The sequence below is a fragment of the Histidinibacterium lentulum genome, from assembly GCF_003789055.1.
Classification (GTDB): Bacteria; Pseudomonadota; Alphaproteobacteria; order Rhodobacterales; family Rhodobacteraceae; genus Oceanicola; species Oceanicola lentulus.
In genome coordinates, this window is record NZ_ML119084.1 from 290226 (window position 1) to 306929 (window position 16704).

At 69.3% G+C, this 16704-nt stretch carries 19 protein-coding genes; 6 read left to right on the forward strand and 13 right to left on the reverse strand.

Annotated elements, in window-relative coordinates; translation table 11 throughout:
* Positions 1-25 precede the first annotated feature (25 nt).
* Both EAT49_RS09715 and EAT49_RS09720 read right to left on the reverse strand, forming a co-directional pair.
* On the reverse strand, positions 26-1495 hold the full coding sequence (locus EAT49_RS09715) for a dihydrolipoyl dehydrogenase family protein (RefSeq protein ID WP_123642120.1): 1470 nt from the start codon (positions 1493-1495) through the stop codon (positions 26-28).
* Between the two features lie 3 nt (positions 1496-1498).
* Positions 1499-2233: a TVP38/TMEM64 family protein gene (locus EAT49_RS09720; RefSeq protein WP_123642121.1), complete on the reverse strand. Its 735-nt coding sequence runs from the start codon at positions 2231-2233 to the stop codon at positions 1499-1501.
* A gap of 296 nt (positions 2234-2529) precedes the next feature.
* Here EAT49_RS09720 and rpmH point away from each other — a divergent pair, with 296 nt between their 5' ends.
* The 3 genes from rpmH to yidD are packed head-to-tail and all read left to right on the forward strand — an operon-like array spanning position 2530 to position 3301.
* Positions 2530-2664: a 50S ribosomal protein L34 gene (gene rpmH, locus EAT49_RS09725; protein ID WP_123642122.1), complete on the forward strand. Its 135-nt coding sequence runs from the start codon at positions 2530-2532 to the stop codon at positions 2662-2664.
* Positions 2665-2675: 11 nt separating this feature from the next.
* Complete coding sequence (rnpA, locus tag EAT49_RS09730) at positions 2676-3083, forward strand: ribonuclease P protein component (protein ID WP_123642123.1); 408 nt, start codon at positions 2676-2678, stop codon at positions 3081-3083.
* A complete protein-coding gene (gene yidD / locus EAT49_RS09735; RefSeq protein ID WP_123642124.1) occupies positions 3080-3301 on the forward strand; it encodes a membrane protein insertion efficiency factor YidD in 222 nt (73 codons plus the stop codon). Before rnpA ends, yidD begins: the two co-directional genes overlap by 4 nt.
* Before the next feature lie 151 nt (positions 3302-3452).
* Here yidD and EAT49_RS09740 read toward each other — a convergent pair whose 3' ends face one another.
* The 10 genes from EAT49_RS09740 to EAT49_RS09785 form a co-directional block, all read right to left on the reverse strand.
* Positions 3453-4652, reverse strand: a complete 1200-nt coding sequence (locus tag EAT49_RS09740) for a CaiB/BaiF CoA transferase family protein (protein ID WP_123642125.1) — start codon at positions 4650-4652, stop codon at positions 3453-3455.
* Entirely contained in the window at positions 4649-5761 is a 1113-nt protein-coding gene (locus EAT49_RS09745; RefSeq protein ID WP_123642126.1) for an extracellular solute-binding protein, read from the reverse strand. Before EAT49_RS09745 ends, EAT49_RS09740 begins: the two co-directional genes overlap by 4 nt.
* Entirely contained in the window at positions 5758-6642 is an 885-nt protein-coding gene (locus EAT49_RS09750) for an SMP-30/gluconolactonase/LRE family protein (RefSeq protein ID WP_123642127.1), read from the reverse strand. Before EAT49_RS09750 ends, EAT49_RS09745 begins: the two co-directional genes overlap by 4 nt.
* Entirely contained in the window at positions 6642-7694 is a 1053-nt protein-coding gene (locus EAT49_RS09755) for an ABC transporter ATP-binding protein (protein ID WP_281274726.1), read from the reverse strand. The genes EAT49_RS09750 and EAT49_RS09755 overlap by 1 nt, the downstream gene beginning before the upstream one ends.
* Positions 7691-8449, reverse strand: a complete 759-nt coding sequence (locus EAT49_RS09760) for an SDR family NAD(P)-dependent oxidoreductase (protein ID WP_221181452.1) — start codon at positions 8447-8449, stop codon at positions 7691-7693. The genes EAT49_RS09755 and EAT49_RS09760 overlap by 4 nt, the downstream gene beginning before the upstream one ends.
* A gap of 2 nt (positions 8450-8451) precedes the next feature.
* The gene (locus EAT49_RS09765; protein WP_123642129.1) at positions 8452-9222 is read right to left on the reverse strand and encodes an enoyl-CoA hydratase/isomerase family protein; all 771 of its coding nucleotides are present in this window, start codon (positions 9220-9222) and stop codon (positions 8452-8454) included.
* A gap of 2 nt (positions 9223-9224) precedes the next feature.
* Positions 9225-10052: a carbohydrate ABC transporter permease gene (locus tag EAT49_RS09770; protein WP_123642130.1), complete on the reverse strand. Its 828-nt coding sequence runs from the start codon at positions 10050-10052 to the stop codon at positions 9225-9227.
* Positions 10049-10936: a carbohydrate ABC transporter permease gene (locus EAT49_RS09775; RefSeq protein ID WP_123642131.1), complete on the reverse strand. Its 888-nt coding sequence runs from the start codon at positions 10934-10936 to the stop codon at positions 10049-10051. The genes EAT49_RS09770 and EAT49_RS09775 overlap by 4 nt, the downstream gene beginning before the upstream one ends.
* Before the next feature lie 101 nt (positions 10937-11037).
* Entirely contained in the window at positions 11038-12252 is a 1215-nt protein-coding gene (locus EAT49_RS09780) for an ABC transporter substrate-binding protein (protein WP_123642132.1), read from the reverse strand.
* Between the two features lie 28 nt (positions 12253-12280).
* Positions 12281-14047, reverse strand: a complete 1767-nt coding sequence (locus EAT49_RS09785; protein ID WP_123642133.1) for a substrate-binding domain-containing protein — start codon at positions 14045-14047, stop codon at positions 12281-12283.
* Between the two features lie 116 nt (positions 14048-14163).
* Here EAT49_RS09785 and EAT49_RS09790 point away from each other — a divergent pair, with 116 nt between their 5' ends.
* The gene (locus tag EAT49_RS09790; RefSeq protein ID WP_185020717.1) at positions 14164-14451 is read left to right on the forward strand and encodes a hypothetical protein; all 288 of its coding nucleotides are present in this window, start codon (positions 14164-14166) and stop codon (positions 14449-14451) included.
* A gap of 117 nt (positions 14452-14568) precedes the next feature.
* Positions 14569-15006 carry a DUF3592 domain-containing protein gene (locus tag EAT49_RS09795; protein ID WP_123642134.1) on the forward strand — a complete coding sequence of 146 codons (438 nt, stop codon included), beginning with the start codon at positions 14569-14571 and terminating at the stop codon, positions 15004-15006.
* Between the two features lie 171 nt (positions 15007-15177).
* Here the strand turns inward: EAT49_RS09795 and EAT49_RS09800 are convergent, their stop codons facing one another.
* Positions 15178-15720: a DUF3833 domain-containing protein gene (locus EAT49_RS09800; protein WP_123642135.1), complete on the reverse strand. Its 543-nt coding sequence runs from the start codon at positions 15718-15720 to the stop codon at positions 15178-15180.
* Positions 15721-15812: 92 nt separating this feature from the next.
* Here EAT49_RS09800 and ttcA point away from each other — a divergent pair, with 92 nt between their 5' ends.
* Positions 15813-16664, forward strand: a complete 852-nt coding sequence (gene ttcA, locus EAT49_RS09805) for a tRNA 2-thiocytidine(32) synthetase TtcA (protein ID WP_123642136.1) — start codon at positions 15813-15815, stop codon at positions 16662-16664.
* Positions 16665-16704 lie beyond the last annotated feature (40 nt).

Genomic DNA, 16704 nt, shown 5'->3' on the forward strand with positions numbered 1-16704 from the left:
TCACAGGGTCAGGCCTCCCCGGGTGTCAGGGCAGCCAGCGCTGGACCAGCCGGACAACCCTCTTGACGAGATCGCTCTCGAAGAGCTTCGGACCAAAATAGGCACCCGCGGCGCGTTTGTGAATCTCTCCCATCGTCGGATAGGGCAAAACGGTGCCGGAAATGGCCTGCATCTTCATCCCGTTGGCGATGGCCATGGCCCATGTGCCGATGAGCTCGCCGGCCATCGGGCCGGCCATGGAAGCGCCCACGGGCCGGCCGCGGACGACCATGACCTTCAGAAGGCCATCGGTGCGGCCCTCGGCGCGGGCGCGGTCGTTCTCGGCATAGGCGGCGCGCACCACGGTCAGGCGCGCGCCGTGCCTCTTCCGCGCCTCGGCCTCGGTCAGGCCGACCTGCGCCAGTTCGGGGTCCGTGTAGGTGGCCCAGGGGATATGGTCGGTCCGCGCCTTCGCCGGCAGGCCCAGCACGGCCGACCGCACCACGATGCCCGCGTGATAGCCCGCAAGGTGGGTGAACTGGAGCCCGCCCGCGGCATCGCCCACGGCATAGACCCGGCGGTTGGTCTTCGAGCGCAGGTCGGCGCCCACCTTCACGCCCTTCCGGTCATGGGCCACGCCGGCCTTGTCGAGACCGAGCCCGTCGACCTTCACCTTGCGGCCCACGGCCACCAGGAGATGCGAGCCGGTGACGCTGCGGTTGCCGGTATGGACGGTGACGCCGCCCTCGGCGGTGACACGCTCGACCTGCTCGCCCTCAACGATCTCCACCCCCTCGGCGCGGAGGCGGTCCAGCACGAGCGCGGCGAGCTCCGGATCGTCCTTGCCCAGCGCCCTCGCGCCCTCGATCACAGTGACCTTCGAGCCGAGGCGGGCATGGGCCTGGGCCATCTCGATGCCGATGTTGCCGCCGCCGATGACGACGAGGTGCCCGGGCCGCTCGCGCAGGTCGAAGATCGTCTCGTTGGTCAGGTAGGGCACCGCGTCGAGGCCCGGGATCGGCGGCACCAGCGGCCCCGAGCCGGTGGCGATGACGAAGCGCCGGGCGCGCACCACCGTCCCCCCGGCCTGCACCTCCTGCCGCGAGATGAAGCGGGCGTAGTCGCGGATCACCTCGACGCCGAGGCTCTCGAACCGCTCCTGGCTGTCATGGGGCGCGATGCCCGCGATCACTTCTGCCACATGGTCCTTTGCGGCGGCGTAGTCCACCCGGGCTTCGGCGGGGGTCACGCCAAAGGGGCGGCCCGTGCCCATGGCATGGGCCTGTTTCGCGCTGGCGATCAGGGCCTTCGACGGCACGCAGCCGTAGTTGAGGCAGTCGCCGCCCATCTTGTGGCTCTCGATCAGCACCGTGCGCGCGCCCATCTGCGCGGCTCCGGCGGCAACCGAGAGCCCGCCCGAGCCCGCACCGACGATGCAGATGTCTGTCTCGATGCGCCGGGTGACGGGGATGTCGGCCGTGTCGGTGCCGGGTGCGGGGTCGGTCTTGTCGAACATGGCTCAGATGCCTTTCCGGCCGCGGACGGCCTTCAGCAGGATGGGGAGGGCGGCGAGCACGCAGAGGCCGACGATGGGCCAGATCACCCGGGGCTCGAAGAGGATGCCGAGGTCCGGCGTCTCGCCCCGGGCGAAGACCTCGCCGAGACCGGCGCCGACCGAGGTGAAGACCACCGCGCCGGGGATGATCCCGAGGAACGTCGTCACCGCGAATCGCCAGAGCGGCACACCCATGAAGGCGGGCACGAGATTCGCCACGAAGAAGGGGACGGCCGGCACGAGGCGGATGAGAAAGAGCATCGACCACTGGTTCTCGTCGATGCCGGCCTTGATGCGTTTGACCATGCCTTCGGAGGCGTCCATCCGGGCCGAGAGCCGTTCGCCCAGCCCCCAGCGCGCGGCGAGGAAGATGCCCATGGCGCCGATGGTCGCCGCGGTCACGTTGATGAGCGCGCCCGGGAAGGTGGCGAAGAGAAAGCCGCCCGTGAGCGTGGCCACGGTCGCACCGGGCAGCGAGAAGGCCACGATCGCCACATAGGCTCCCATGAAGGCCAGCACCGTGGGCAGGTAATGCGCATCGCGGAAGGCGATGAGCCGCTCCCGGTTTTCCGCCAGGGTCTCGAAGCTGATCACGTCGCGCAGGAACACCGCGCCGAGGATCGCGGCGGCGAGCACTGCGAGAAGCGGCAGGCGCTTCAGGAGCGGCGAGGCGGAAGAGGAGGAGGGCATGTCGGTCATGGCTTTCGGCGGCTCAGGCTGAACGGGATCGTCGAGGCAGACATGGACCCGTCGCTCCGCCGGCTCTACCCCCCTCGCGCCGCCTTGATGGGAACGGGGGCGAAACCGGGGGAAAACGGGGTGTCGTCGCGGAAGCTGTAACACCGGAACGGTCCTTGCCGCCGGAATGTTGCAGCATCCGGCGGTCCTTCACACGTTGACAGGGCAGCCTGCCGCGTCTATCCGGCGGGCTTCGGGATTTCGGCATGTGCGGTGCGATCCGGCGCCGGTGTGCCCAAGAGGAATGGAGAGACGCGATGAAGCGCACGTTTCAACCTTCGAACCGGGTTCGCAAGAACCGGCACGGCTTTCGCGCGCGCATGGCGACCAAGGGCGGCCGCAAGGTGCTGAACGCCCGCCGCGCCCGCGGCCGCAAGTCGCTCTGCGCCTGAGCCGCGCCGGGGTGGATGCCACCCCGACGGCCTGCGAGACCGAGACCGCCCGGGAGGAGTTCCGCGCGGTCTCTTTGCGTGCCCGCCCCGTCGAACGCCTGACCCAGAGGGCGGATTTCCTCCGCGCCGCGCGGGGCCGGGTTGTCCATGCGGGTGGCTTCGTCCTCCAGGCCCGGGACCGTTCGGCGCCCGAAGAGCCCATGCGCGCCGGGTTCACCTGCTCGAAGAAGGTCGGCAACGCGGTGGCGCGGAACCGGGCGAAACGCCGCCTGCGCGAGATCGCCCGGCTTGAGTTGCCCGGGCACGGGCGCCCCGGCTGGGATTATGTCCTGATCGGCCGCCGGGAGACCACGGCCCGCCGTCCCTTCGAGCACATGCGCGCCGATCTGCGCGCCGCGCTCGCGGAGGTCCACCGGTGACGCCCGGCGCCTGGGTCCTGTCGCTGCCGGTCCGGGCCTACCGCCTTCTGCTGAGCCCCTGGGTCGGCCATTCCTGCCGCTACCAGCCCACCTGCTCGGCCTACGCCATGGAGGCGCTGGAAAAGCACGGCGCGCTCAAGGGCGGCTGGCTCACCCTGCGCAGGATCGGACGCTGCCATCCCTGGGGCGGCTCGGGCATCGACAACGTGCCCGACTGAGGGTCGGCGTCTCCTGCGGGGCGTGGTCGAGACCGCGGCACCTGCCCTCGTCAAGTGGCCATGCGAGGCGACCGGCCTGCGGGAGACGGTCGCGCCTTTCCGGCCGGATGCAATCCGGAGCGGGATGTCTCCCATCGAGCGGCAGGCGCTGTCATCCGGGCACGCCGGCAGCTCCCTCGGCGAGGAGGTCGTCGATCTCGCTTTCGGTATAGCCTGCGCTGGCCAGGATCTCGCGGGTATGTTCGCCCACCAGAGGCGCCGGACGGGAGATGGCGGGAGGTGTCGCGCTCATGCCGACGGCGGGGCCGATCACCTTCACCGTGCCTGCGCGCGGATGCTCGTAGGAGGTGACCAGGCCGAGATGGGCCACCTGGGGATCGGCGGCGGCGCCGAGATGGCTTTTGACCTCGCCGCACCAGATGTCGGCGGCGAGCAGCGCCTCGATCAGGGCGTCGGTGCTCCATTTGCCGGTCTCGGCGGCGACGGCGCGCCAGACGGCGTCGCGCTGGTCGAAGAGGGTTTCGGGATCGTCGAAGCGCAGGAGGTCGTCGTTGCCGAGCACGCCCACGAGGGTGGCATAGGGGCTCATGGCGATGGTGACCCAGCTGTCCGTCGTGGGATAGGTGCCGAAGGGGGCGTCCATGCCGGGATGGCCGATGCCCGAGTTGGGACGCTCGAAATCGGCGCCGGTGTTCATCGCCATGACCATTTCCTGGTTCTGGTGGGCGAGCATGCCTGCGAGCAGGTTGACCTTCACCTCCTGCCCTTTGCCCGATCGTTCGCGCCAGAGCAGCGCCGAGAGGATGCCGTAGACCATGTTCATCGCCCCGACCTGATCGGAGAAGCCCGCGCCCACGGGGGTCGGGGGATGATCGGCCTGCCCGGTGGCCGCCATGATGCCAGTGAGACCCTGCACCAGCATGTCCTGTCCGGGCCGGTTCTCGTAGGGGCCGTCCTCGCCGTATCCGGAGCCCGAGCAGTAGACGATCCGGGGGTTCACGGCGCGGAAATCCTCGTAGCCGTAGCCAAGGCGGGCCATGACGCCCGGGCGGAAGTTCTGCACCACGACGTCGGCCGTTTCCGCGAGCTTCATGATGGCGGCGCGGGCCTCGGGGGATTTCAGGTTCAGCGCGAGGCTGCGCTTGTTGCGGTTCCAGGCGAGGAAATTGGGACTTTCGCCACCGAGCCAGGTGTCGCGGAAGGTGAGCGAGCGGAAGAGGTCGCCTTTTCCGGGGCGTTCGATCTTGATGACGTTGGCGCCCATGTCGGCGAGGAGCTGGGTGGCGAAGGGCCCCTGCAGAAGGTGCGAGAAGTCGAGAATGGTGATGTGGGAGAGTGCCTTGTCGGTCATGGGTCCGTCCTGTCGTCGAGATCGCCCCGGGCGCGGGCGCGGGCGTCGCGCCAGAGCCTGCGGAGGGCGGCGAGGGTGGTTTCAATGTCTTCGCCCGTCGTGAGGGCCGTGCGGAGGCGTGCGGAGGCGGCGTTGGTGAAGGCGGGCATCCCGTCGAAGCGGGGGCGCAGGAGCGCCTTTTCCGCCGTGGCGCGGGTGTCGGCGTAGAAATTCGCGGCGGCGGCGTTGACCGCTTCGCTGTCCCAGGCGGCGCGGGCGGAGGGCTGGCCGTTGTGGCCGGGGATCAGGCCGGACTGGGTTTCGGTCGACATCAGCCAGGCGAGATGGGCGAGGAGCGCGGCGTCCGGCCGGGTGCGGCGGGTCACCGCGATGCCGGTGCCGCCGAGGGTGCCGCCCCTGCCCGTGGCGCTGCGGATCGTGTCGGAGAAGGCGATCGGGCCGGAATAGGTGACATAGCCGAAGACGAGGGGGACAAAGGCAATGTCCTCTGTCCGGGCCATCGTCTCCAGAAGGCTGATGGGGTTGAGCCTGTCGCTGCCCTCGGGCGCGAGGGCGGCGAGACGGGCCATGCGCGACAGGGCCTCGAGCGCCGGGGCGTCGGGGAGCATGGCGTCGCCTCCGACCGGCGCGCCCTGCCCCGCCGCCATGGACAGAAGCGTCAGCAGGGCGTGGGGGCCGGCGAGAGAGAGGGCGACGGGAAGCCGGCGGGCGATCTCCTCGACCTCCTCCCATGTGGCGGGCGGGGCGGCGAGGCGGTCGGGCCTGCGGGCCATCACTTGCGTCGCCACGTCGAGGGGCAGCGCCCAGTGGCGGCCGTCCCAGCGGTAGGAGACGAAGGCGGGGCCGACGGTCTGCTCTTGCCATTGGGCGATCCGCTCGGGCGGGAACAGGTCCTCGAGGGGCACGAGGCAGTCTTCGGCCACCGCCTCGCCGATATGGGGGTGGTCGAGGACCAGCAGGTCGTAGGCGGCGGCAAGCTCCGTGATCGGGGCGCTTTCGAACCCTTCGAGCGGCTGTCTCTCCCAATGGACAAGCGGCTCGCGCCGCGCGGCCTCGGCCAGCGCGTCATAGCCGCGGGGGTGGTCCCAGGTGAGGCCGAGATAGGTCATGCGGAGGCGCGCCAGAGGGGGTCTGCGCCGATGTCCATGGCCACCTCGGTCAGGTGCCAGCGGCCAAGGTTGGCAGTGTAGAGACGATCCCCGGCGAAGGCCACGTTGGTGGGATGGCAGAAGACATGGGCGGTAGGCTCCTCGATCAGCACGTCGCAGCGGGCGCCATCGGGGGTGATCCTGAGGAGGCGCGACGGCTCGTAGCAGCCGGCGACGAGATTGCCCTTCCGGTCGAAGGCGATGCCGTCGGGCAGGCCGGGAAGATCCGTGGCGAAGGGCGTGGCCTCTCCCGCGCTTCCGTCGGGCAGGATCGGGATGCGGGTAACGGCGGGGGCGAAGGTCTCGCAGACATAGACCGCGTCCTCGCCGGGGCGCATGGCGATGCCGTTGGCGAAGCGGAGGTCCTGCGCATACCAGAGCCCGCCCTTGCCCGTGTCGAGGTCGAAGGACCAGATGCCGGGGCCGGGCGCATCGGGCGCATGGCTGTCGGACACGAGCAGGCGGCCCCGCGCCGCATCCACCAGCGGATAGTTCGGAATGCGGATGCCCGGCTCGGTGAAGCGGGCCATCTCGCGCGTGGCGAGGTCGAGGCGGAAGACGGCGGCGTGGCGCAGGTCGCAGACGAAGAGCGCGCGCTCGCCGTGGAAGGCGAGGCCGAGCGCGAAGCCGCCCGTGCTGGCCACGCGCTCGTAGCTCCGGCCGTCGGGGGAGACCCGGCAGATGTCGCCGTCCTGGTTGCCGGCCCAGATCCAGCCGTCGGGGCCGATGGCGACCCCCTCGGGATGGCTCAGTTTCGGGTCCGCGAAGATGCCGTCGAAGAAGACGCGGGCCCTGTCGGGCGGCAGGAGCGTCGTCTCTGCGGTCGCAAAGCTGTAGCGCATCAGTCTCTCCTCTGGCCGGTTTGTCCGTCGAAGACGTGGAGTTTGGCGCGATCGAGGGAGAGCCCCACGGGCGCGTCCATGTCGCGGCCGTCGTCTGGGCCGACCTTGACCGCCACGAGAGCGGGCCCGACGCGGACGGTCAGCAGCGTCGCATCGCCCAGAAGCTCGGAGGAGAAGACCGTCCCATCAAGGTCCCCCGCGCCGGGGGCCGTCACGCGGATATCCTCGGGACGGGCTCCGATGATGGCAGGGCCGTCGGGCTGACCGGGCAGGTCGAGCGCGCCGGTCTCGTGGGTGAAGCGGTCGGCCGTCACCGTCCCGGGGATCAGCGTCATGGGCGGCCCGCCGATGAAGCCCGCGACGAAGGTGTTGGCGGGGCGTTCGTAGACTTCCTTTGGCGTGCCGATCTGCTGGATCCGCGCGTCGTTCAGGATGACGATGCGGTCGGCGAGGGTCATCGCCTCCACCTGGTCGTGGGTGACGTAGATCGTGGTGGTGGCCAGTTCCTTCTGCAGGTGGCGCAACTCGGCGCGCATGACCGTGCGCAGCTTGGCGTCCAGGTTCGACAGGGGTTCGTCCATCAGGAAGAGGCGCGGCGTTCGGACGATGGCGCGGGCGAGGGCCACGCGCTGCCTCTGGCCACCGGACAGCTCCCCGGGACGGCGGTCGAGGAGGTGCGCCATCTCCACCTTGGCGGCGGCGGCGCGCACGCGGTCCGCGCGGGCCGTGCGGGGCACTCGGGCGACCTTCAGGGGATAGCCGATGTTCTCCGCCACGGTCATGTGGGGGTAGAGCGCGTAGTTCTGGAACACCATGGCGAGGTCCCGGTCGCGCGGCGGTGTGTCGTTGACGCGCTTCCCGCCGATCAGGATGTCGCCGGAGCTGGGCTCCTCCAGCCCCGCGATGAGGCGCATGGTGGTGGACTTGCCGCAGCCCGAGGGGCCGAGCAGCACGAGGAATTCGCCGTCCTCGATCTCGAGGTTCAGACGTTCGAGGGCCGTATAGGCGCCGAATGTCTTGTGCAGGTCGCGAAGCTCGACGGCGGCCATCATTCGCCCCTTATGGTCAGGCCGCCGTCCACGCGCAGGATTTCCCCGGTCACAAAGGAAGCGCGGTCCGAGGCGAGGTAGAGCACGGCGTCGGCAACCTCTCCGGGGTAGCCAAAGCGGCCGATGGGATGGGCCCTGTTCCAGGTCTCCTTGAGCGCGGCGCCGCCGTCGGGCTGGCGGGCGAAGACCTGTTCGTTGAGCGGCGTCAGGATCGTGCCCGGGGCCACGGCGTTCACCCGGATGCCCGCGGGGGCGAGATCCACGGCGGCCTGCCGGGTCAGCGCGTTGATCGCGCCCTTCGCGGCGGCATAGGCGGGCCAGCCCTTGAACCCGGCGAAGGCCTGGGCGGAGGACATGTTGACCACCACGCCCCCGCGCTTGGCGCGCATCTGGGGGACGCAGACCTTCATCCCGCGCCAGACGCTGGTGAGGTTGGTGTCGATGACCTCCTGCCAGTCGGCTTCCTCGATCTCGTCGACGACGCCGCCCAGCGCGCGGGCGGCGTTGTTCACGAGGATGTCGGTGCCGCCCAGCGAGGCCGCCAGCGCGCCCATCGCCTCCATCTGGGCCATGTCGCGCACGTCGGTGGCGATGAAATGCGCGCGGTCTCCGAGAGCGGCAGCGGCGGCCTCGCCTTGCTCTCGGTCGATATCGGCCAGAACGACCGTGGCGCCGGCGGCGTGGAACGCCTCGGCGCAGGCGCGGCCGATTCCCATGGCGGCGCCGGTGACGACGACGATCTTGCCTGCGAATTCCATCCTCATTCCCCCCTGAAGTCCGGGTCGCGCTTTTCGAGGAAGGCGTCTATGCCCTCCTGCCCGTCCGCCGTGGAATAGAGGCGGAACAGCACCTCCTGCTCGTGACTCTTGGCGCTCTCCAGCGGCGCGTCGGCCCCCTCGCGCATCAGCCGCTTCATCTCCGCCGCCGCGAGGGGTGCGATCTTCAGGCAGGCGCGGGCGCGTTGCAGGATCGCGGCGTCGAGATCCTGCGTGACCTCGGCGGCGAGGCCCAGCTCGTAGGCGCGCCGGCCTGACATCCGCCATCCGGCGAGCATGAGGTCCGAGGCCGCGTGCTTGCCCACGGCGCGGACGAGGCGCTGCGTGCCGCCGCCGCCGGGAGAGAGGCCGAGCCGCCCCTCGGGCAGGCCGAGCTGCGCGGCCTCGGTGACGAGCAGGATGTCGCAGCAGAGCGCGATCTCGAACCCGCCGCCCAGCGCGAAGCCGTCGATGGCGCAGATCACCGGCTTCGGCAGGCGCTCCAGTTTGTCGAAAACGCGGCGGGAGTTCTGCTGGTAGGCGATGAAGGCGGCGCGCCTGTCGCCCCGGTATTCGGCGATGTCGGCCCCCGCGACGAAGGTTCGCCCGCCCGCGCCGCGCAGCACGAGGACGCGCACCGCGGGATCGGCGGCGGCATCGAGGGCCGCGTCGAACTCCGCCATCAAGGGGGTGGAGAGCGCGTTGAGCTTGTCGGGACGGTTGAACGTCAGCTGCCGGACGCCGGGATGCAGCTCGGATGTCTCTATGAGGGCCATGTCTATCCCTTGACCGCGCCGGCGGTGAGACCGGCGACGAAGTAGCGTTGCAGAACGAAGAAGACCGCGATGACGGGCACCGAGACCATGACCGAGGAGGCCATGAGCTCGCCATAGCGGATGCCGTACTGGCCGATGAAGTCGTTGAGACCCACGGGCAGCGTGCGCATCTCTCTCGTCGAGGTGAAGGACAGGGCGAAGAGGAATTCCTGCCAGGTGACGATGAGCACATAGACGGCGGTGGCGATCACGCCGGGCCGGGCGAGGGGCACGACCACGTCCCAGAAGATGCGCAGGGGCCCGGCTCCGTCGATGGCGGCGGCTTCCTCCAGCGAGACGGGCAGCTTCATCAGGAAGCCGCGCAGCATCCAGATTGCCACCGGAAGGGTGACGGAAACGTAGGCGGCGATGAGGCTGGTGTAGGTGTTCAAGAGGTCCGCGGCGCGCATCATCCTGTAGATCGGGATGATGATGGCGGAATGGGGAAACATCTGCGCCAGCACCACCGCGCTCATCAGCGCGGTGACGGCCAGAAGCTGGCCCCGGGTGAAGCTGTAGGCGGCCAGGAGGCCGAGGCTGACGGTGATCGCCACCGAGGCACCCGACACGATGACCGAATTGAGGAAGTAGGTCCGGAACTCGGGCCGGAAGGCGGTGACGTAATTGGCCAGCGTCGGGTCCTCGGGCCAGAGCCGCGCCGGGATGGCGAAGGGTTCGGTCGCCGGCTTCAGGCTAACGGAGATCATCCAGAAGAACGGCAGCAGCACGAAGGCCGCGAGCAGCAGCTGGCAGGCGATCAGCGTGGCGCGGGTGGCGGCGGTCTGCCTCATGTGCGCCGGCCCCTTCGGTTCGCGCCGGCCTGCACGATGACGTAGAGCGCCACGAGCACGGCCAGCACCAGGATCGACACCACGCCATAGGTGGCCGCCTCGCCGAAGCGGAACTGGCCGAAGCCGGTCTCGTAGATCTTTGTCGGGAAGATATGGGTCGCCTGTTGCGGTCCGCCCCGGGTCATGACCCAGACGATGTCGAAATAGTTGAAGGTCAGGATCAGCGTCAGGACCACGTTGACGAGGATCACATGCCGGATCGCGGGAAGGGTGACGTCCCAGAGCCGGCGCAGGGGACCGGCGCCGTCCAGAGTGGCGGCCTCGAGCTGGCTGCGATCCACGGTCTGCAGCGCGGCGAGATAGATCAGCATGGAAAAGGGAAAGCCCTTCCATACGGCGACGAAGATCACCGCCGCCATGGCCGTATCGGGATTGGCGAGCCAGGCGGAGGTCTCGGACGCGAGGCCGGTGCGGATCATCAGCGAGTTCACGAGGCCGAGCTGCGGATCGTACATGAATCGCCAGAGAATCGCCGTGACGACACCCGGCAGGACGAAGGGCATCAGCACCAGTGCGCGGGTGACGCCCCGAAACGGCAGGCCCTGATTCAGCAGCATGGCGGCAAGGAAGCCGAGCATGTTCTGGAAGACCACGACGCCGAGGGTCCAGGCGATGGAGTTCCAGAAGACATCGTCGAAATCGCGGTCGGAGAAGACCTCGCGGTAACCGTCGAACCCCACGAATTCCGGGTTCGGGCTGATGAAGGAGGTGGCGTAGAAGCTCTCGATCACCGTCCCGACCATGGGCCAGTAGAGAAACAGGCCGATGAGCCCGAGGGAGGGCGCGAGAAAGATCCAGAGAAGCCAGCGGTCCTTGCGGGTCATCGGAGCCTTGGGGGTCGGGGTAAGGGAGAAGCCGGGCCGAGGCCCGGCCTACCGTGAACGAGGCGGAGCAGGCCGGGCTTCAGCCCGGCCCGCCCCCGGCCTCAGTTCAGAGCGTCGATCGCCGCGCAGGCCTCGTCGGCGGCCTCCTGCACGTCGGCGCCCGAAAAGACGTCCTGGTAGAGCGTCATCTGCGCCTCGGCCACCTCGAGATAGCGCGGGCTGAGCGGCCGTGCCTGGGCGTTGGAGAGGTGCTCCATGATCCGGTCCGGCCCGTCGCGGTTCGCGGCGAGGAAATCCTCCGCCGCGGCCACGTTGGCCGGGATCAGGTCGACCACATCGCCGTTCACGTCCTCGCGGGTCATGAACTCGATGAACTTCCAGGCCGCCTCCTTGTTTTCCGAGCTTTCGAAGACCGCGAGGTTCCAGCCGCCGAAGGTGCCCACGGGGGTCATGCCCTCGGGCGCCGTGCCGTTGACGAAACCCCAGTCGATCTCGCTCTGCTGGAGCGTCGGCTGTTCCAGCGCGGGCCAGAATTCCACCGCGAGAGAGCCGTTGAGGAACAGCTCCCGCATGGACCCCGAGGATGCGTTGAGGATGCCGTCGGGCGCGAATTGCGCGAGGTCCTGCAGGTAGGTCAGCGCCTCGACCGCCGGCGCCTCGTTCAGGGCGCAGGAGCCGTCCTCGGCCAGCACCGCGCCACCGTTCGAGAAGATGAACGAGTTCACGACGGCCACGGTGTCCTCGCCCCTGTGGCCGAAGAGGCCGACGCCGAACTGGCCGTCGCCGGTCATCGCCTCGGCCGCCGCGCGCAGCCCCTCGAAGGTGGTCAGACTCTCGGGATCGACGCCCGCCGCCTCGAGCAGCGCCGCGTTGTAGAAGCTGAACTGCCAGACATCGACGTTGAAGGGGATCCCGTAAAGCGCGCCGTCCACGACCGCCGAATCCCAGGCCCCGCCGAAGAAGCCGTCACGGGTCAGGCCCGCCTCCTCGGCCATTGCCGTGAGGTCGGCCACGGCCCCGGCGGCGGCAAAGGCCCCGACCCAGATCTGGTCGAGCGTGGCGATGTCGGGCGCGTTGCCGCCCTGCACTGCGGTCAGGAGACGTTGCTGGTACTCGGGATAGGGGATGGTGGTCACCTCGACCGCGATGTCGGGGTTCTCCTCCGTGAAGCGGTCGACCGCCTCCTGCTGGAATTGCGAGAGCCCGCTTTCGGTCTGCTGGTTGTCCCAGAACTGGAGCGTGACCTCCTGCGCGGAGGCCGCACCCGCGAGCGCAAGGGCGCCGGCGGATACTGTGGTGAACAGGGTCTGTCTCATGTCGTCCTCCCAATGGTCGGTTCTGCGGTCATGCGTCCCGGGCCATGCGCTCCTCGCGCCCGGTCTCCTGCGGCACCTCGTCCGTCGCGTCGCCCGCGATCGTGACGTCGATGCCGGCAGCCCTCAGCCGCTGACGGTCGGCCGGCAGCGCGCCGTCGTCGGTCATTACCTCGTGAAAGTCGCTTGGCCGGGCGATCCGGTGGTTGGCATCCGCGCCGATCGCGGTGTGATCGGCGAGCGCCACGGTCCGCCGCGCCGCGTCGATGAAGCGCGAGCCCGCCAGCGCCAGCCGCTCGTCGAGCGACGAGATGCCGAACTCTGACGAGACCCCCGCCACGGACAGGAAGGCGATATCGGCGCGCATCCTCTCGAAGAGTGCGCCGAGGCTCGGGCCGACGAGGCAACGGTCGGCCTTCTGGTACTCGCCGCTGGTGAGAATAACCTTGAGCGGCTGCGCCGTCTCCAGCCGGTGAAGCACGTCGAGAGCGTTGGTGATGACGGTGACGCCCTTCAGGCTGTCCGGAGCCTCGGCGGCGCGGCGGCGCAACTCCGCGGCGAGACAGGCCGTGGCCTCGCCCTCGCCCAGGATGACGGTCTGCCCGGGGCGGATGCGGCCGGCGGCGGCGGCGGCGATTTCCGCCCTCAGGCGCGAGATCTCCGCGGCGATGCCCTTGTGCGGCGGCGAGACCTTGAGAGACGCCCCATAGTGCTCGGCCCGCGCGGTCATCGCCTGGATCATCGTGCGGTACCAGTCGTGGGCGGGGAAGTGCGGCATGAACCCGAAGCGCGCGCCGCGCACGCGCCGGCCGGGGGGCGGCGGGGGCGGCCCCATCAGGGCGACGCGTCGGGTGTCGAGCAGGGACCAGACACCGTCCGTTTCGCGGTAGTGATCGGCCAGAGTTTCACGGGTCAGGATCGCGTGGGGCGTGGTCGCCCGCTCCGGCAACGGCGCGCCGGACAGCGCACCCGCCAGCAGATCGACGCCCAGAGCGCCCACCACATCGGGAAAGAAGGCGGCGACCGCCCGCAGCGGCCCGTCCTCGGCCAGACGGCCGATGAAGGAAGGATTCTCGCCGCCGGTCGCGTAGACGCGGACGGGGGTGCCCGTGCGCTCGGCGGCCTCGATGCCGGCGAGGGCGGAATGGTCGTTGACACCGAAAACGATGGAAATGTCGGGATGGGACTTGAACGCATCGAGCGCCACACGCAGCGCCTGCCGATAGGTGCCCTGCCCGTTCACGCGGATCACCTCCACGCGACCGGGCGCGGTGTCGCGCAGGGCGCCGGAGAAACCCTCGGCGCGGTCGCGGGTGTTGGCAAGTTCCGGATGGCAGATCATCAGCACGGTTTCGCCCGCGGCCCGGGCTTCGCGTCCCGCCTCGGCCCCGAGCGCCCGACCTGCGGCGCGGTTGTCCGGGCCGAGATAGACGCCGCCCTCCTGCTCGGCCGATTCGGCGAGGAACGGCAGGCCCCGCCGTGCGATCTGGCGGCGCAGCGCGGCGGCTCCCCGGCCGGAGACCGGGGGCAGGATGATGGCATCGAGATCCTCGAGTTCCGAGGAGATTCCCTCGAAGGTCACGAGCCGCGGGCCGTCGCCGCGCAGGAGGTCGGCGTCGGGCAGCAGCGCGCCGCCATGGGTGCGCTTCAGCGCGCCCGCCTCGGCCAGTTCGGCGATGTCACGGCGGAGCGTCACGCGGCTGACCTCGGGCAGCATCCGCGCAAGTTCCGACAGATCGACGGAGCCTTCGGCCCGCAGGATCGACAGGATTCGCCGGTGGCGTTTCGGTTTGATCATCGTTCCTCCCGGCAAGCAGGCTAGCGACGCGGCGCGCCGCCAGGCAATCACATGCGCTCAGAAGAACCCGGGATTCGACGCAATACGATCAGAAGCGATCAAATCCCGCGACAGGCGTGGCATGTCGATCCGATCCAAGCGGGACGGTCCTTCGATGCCTGCCCCGGGCCTTCGGCACCCTTTTCCGCGACTGGGCGCGCAAGATCCGCGCCGACCGGCCCGAGGAACTCGTGCTCCAGCCGACCGACCGCCGGCTCGACCAGGTGACGCTCCCGGTGACGATCCATTCCTTCGGCGGCGGTCGGCCCGGACCGGACCCGTCCGGCCTCGACGGCGAACCCCTGCCGCGCTCGGAGAAGAAGCTGCGCAATCTTCTCAAGAAGGAAGGCTTCTGGATGTGCTGACGGCGACCCGGCCGGCCAGGCTGCGGGCGCACCGTCACGGCCGCCGGCTCCGGGCGAGACTTGTCCGAAACGCCCGTGCATGGCACGTTTTTCCTGAATCGGAGAAAGCGCGCGACCATGGCGTGGCAATCGAAAAGCAGGAAGCGGCAGGCCGGACCGGTCGCATTCATCGTCATCATCGCCATCGGCATCGGGGTTCTCGCGATCAACGCCATGCAGAAGTCGAAATACGAGGAGATCGCCGCGCGATCCGACAGCGTGACGGGCGAGATCGTCGACAAGAGCCGTTCCGGGAATTCATACCGGCTGGATTTCGAGTTCACCCATCGCGATGAGACCTACCTGCTGGAACGTCACTCCGTGCAGCCCGGATTCTACCAAGACCACAGGGTCGGCGACCCGGTGGAGGTGCTCGTGCCACGCATGGCGCCGCGACAGGCGATCCTTGCGGGCAACCACTATTTCGGCTGGATCTTTCAGCTTGCGGGCATCGGCATCATGCTGATCGGCGCCGCCGGCGTCCTCGCCCCGATGATCAAGCGCCGCCGCGGCTGAGGCCCGGTCTCGATCAGGTCTGCGGTGTGCTGACGCTCCTCCGCACCGAGGCTTCGAGCGTTTCGGGCTCAAGGCGGTCGTTGCCCACCGACCTCTCGTCGCCTGCAACACGACCTTCAGGAGGCTGGGCCTAGGGCGGGGGCCTTCGGATCCGAATGGGGCGCGCGTGGCTCAGTCCAGGCGTTCGAACATGATCGAGACCTCGCCGATGTAGAACCCCGAACGATACATGTAGGCGCGGTTGAAGAGCCGGTCCTCCGTCAGCTGCCACATCCAGTCGTCGAAGGTCACGCGCTGGGTCGTCGGGGGCTCTCCGGCGCGCACGATCGGCAGGTCGATCGTGTAGCGCCAGTTGAAACGGTCGCCCCGCTCCTCGCCCTTCGCCGTGCCGATGACGCCGGGGGCCGTGCCCTCCCAGGTCTCGGGTCCGGTCTGACGCAGGGTCCAGACGCGCCGTTCGGTGGCGCCGTCGGCATAGGTGAAATCCTCCACCAGCGTCAGGGTCTCGCCGTCCCAGTCGCCCGCGATCTCGACCACGAACTGCCTGCGGACCTGCCCGAGAACATCCTGGAACTGCCCATAGGCGCGCAGATCGCCGTCGAAGAACTCCTGAAGCTCAAGCTCGTTGCCGGTGAGCTGCGGATCGTCGAAGGAGGGTGTCGCCACGCAGCCCGCCAGCAGCCCGAGCCCGATAACCGCGAGACCTGTCCGCATCGCATCCTCCCCGTCCTGTCTGGGAGATAGAGCGCGCCTCTCCTGCGCCAAGCGCTGATGACAGGGCGGACGCGCTGCGCTATGGGCGGGCCATGCTCGACGATGCCGAAGAGATCCATCCGCTGTTCCGGGGCGCGCCCTCCACCACGGAATTCAGGAAACTGCGCAAGCGCCTCGTCCGCGAGACGCGCGAGGCGATCGAGCGTTACGGCATGGTGGAGTGGAAACCGGGCGAGAAATGGCTGGTCTGCCTCTCGGGCGGCAAGGACAGCTACACGCTCCTGGCCGTGCTCCATGAACTGAAGTGGCGCGGGCTTCTGCCGGTAGAGCTTCTGGCCTGCAACCTCGACCAGGGGCAGCCCGGCTTTCCCGCGACGGTGCTGCCGGAGTTCCTGAAGGACCGCGGCGTGCCGCACCGGATCGAGTACCAGGACACCTATTCCGTCGTGGTGGACAAGGTGCCGCAGGGGCGGACCTACTGCGCGCTCTGCTCGCGGCTGAGGCGCGGGCATCTCTACCGCATCGCGCGCGAGGAGGGGTGTTCGGCGGTGGTCCTCGGCCATCACCGGGACGACATCCTCGAGACATGCTTTCTCAACCTCTTCCACGGCGGGCGGCTGGCGACGATGCCGCCACGGCTGCTCAACGAGGAGGGAGACCTTTTCGTGCTCCGGCCGCTGGCCCATGTGTCGGAGGCCGATTGCGGGCGCTTCTCGCAGGCGATGGACTATCCGATCATCCCCTGCGACCTCTGCGGCAGCCAGGAAGGGCTCCAGCGTCAGCAGATCAAGGAATTGCTGGACGGCTGGGAGGCCCGCTCGCCGGGACGGCGGCAGGTGATGTTCCGCGCGCTGACCACGGCGCGGCCCTCGCACCTGCTCGACCCCGCGCTGTTCGATTTCGCCGGGCTCATGCGGCGGGCTGAGGTCACCGGGACGCGTTAACCGGACGGTCAGCGCCCGGGCCTATGGTCGCGCCCGCAGC

What these genes read in the sequence shown, in the direction of transcription:
- EAT49_RS09740 (WP_123642125.1), bottom strand. Translation starts at nt 4,652, where the DNA reads ATGACCGACAAGGCACTCTCCCACATCACCATTCTCGACTTCTCGCAC.
- EAT49_RS09720 (WP_123642121.1), bottom strand. Translation starts at nt 2,233, where the DNA reads ATGACCGACATGCCCTCCTCCTCTTCCGCCTCGCCGCTCCTGAAGCGC.
- EAT49_RS09775 (WP_123642131.1), bottom strand. Translation starts at nt 10,936, where the DNA reads ATGACCCGCAAGGACCGCTGGCTTCTCTGGATCTTTCTCGCGCCCTCC.
- EAT49_RS09760 (WP_221181452.1), bottom strand. Translation starts at nt 8,449, where the DNA reads ATGGAATTCGCAGGCAAGATCGTCGTCGTCACCGGCGCCGCCATGGGA.
- EAT49_RS09795 (WP_123642134.1), top strand. Translation starts at nt 14,569, where the DNA reads ATGGCGTGGCAATCGAAAAGCAGGAAGCGGCAGGCCGGACCGGTCGCA.
- EAT49_RS09780 (WP_123642132.1), bottom strand. Translation starts at nt 12,252, where the DNA reads ATGAGACAGACCCTGTTCACCACAGTATCCGCCGGCGCCCTTGCGCTC.
- EAT49_RS09715 (WP_123642120.1), bottom strand. Translation starts at nt 1,495, where the DNA reads ATGTTCGACAAGACCGACCCCGCACCCGGCACCGACACGGCCGACATC.
- EAT49_RS09770 (WP_123642130.1), bottom strand. Translation starts at nt 10,052, where the DNA reads ATGAGGCAGACCGCCGCCACCCGCGCCACGCTGATCGCCTGCCAGCTG.
- rpmH (WP_123642122.1), top strand. Translation starts at nt 2,530, where the DNA reads ATGAAGCGCACGTTTCAACCTTCGAACCGGGTTCGCAAGAACCGGCAC.
- EAT49_RS09800 (WP_123642135.1), bottom strand. Translation starts at nt 15,720, where the DNA reads ATGCGGACAGGTCTCGCGGTTATCGGGCTCGGGCTGCTGGCGGGCTGC.
- EAT49_RS09750 (WP_123642127.1), bottom strand. Translation starts at nt 6,642, where the DNA reads ATGCGCTACAGCTTTGCGACCGCAGAGACGACGCTCCTGCCGCCCGAC.
- ttcA (WP_123642136.1), top strand. Translation starts at nt 15,813, where the DNA reads ATGCTCGACGATGCCGAAGAGATCCATCCGCTGTTCCGGGGCGCGCCC.
- EAT49_RS09765 (WP_123642129.1), bottom strand. Translation starts at nt 9,222, where the DNA reads ATGGCCCTCATAGAGACATCCGAGCTGCATCCCGGCGTCCGGCAGCTG.
- EAT49_RS09745 (WP_123642126.1), bottom strand. Translation starts at nt 5,761, where the DNA reads ATGACCTATCTCGGCCTCACCTGGGACCACCCCCGCGGCTATGACGCG.
- EAT49_RS09755 (WP_281274726.1), bottom strand. Translation starts at nt 7,694, where the DNA reads ATGATGGCCGCCGTCGAGCTTCGCGACCTGCACAAGACATTCGGCGCC.
- EAT49_RS09785 (WP_123642133.1), bottom strand. Translation starts at nt 14,047, where the DNA reads ATGATCAAACCGAAACGCCACCGGCGAATCCTGTCGATCCTGCGGGCC.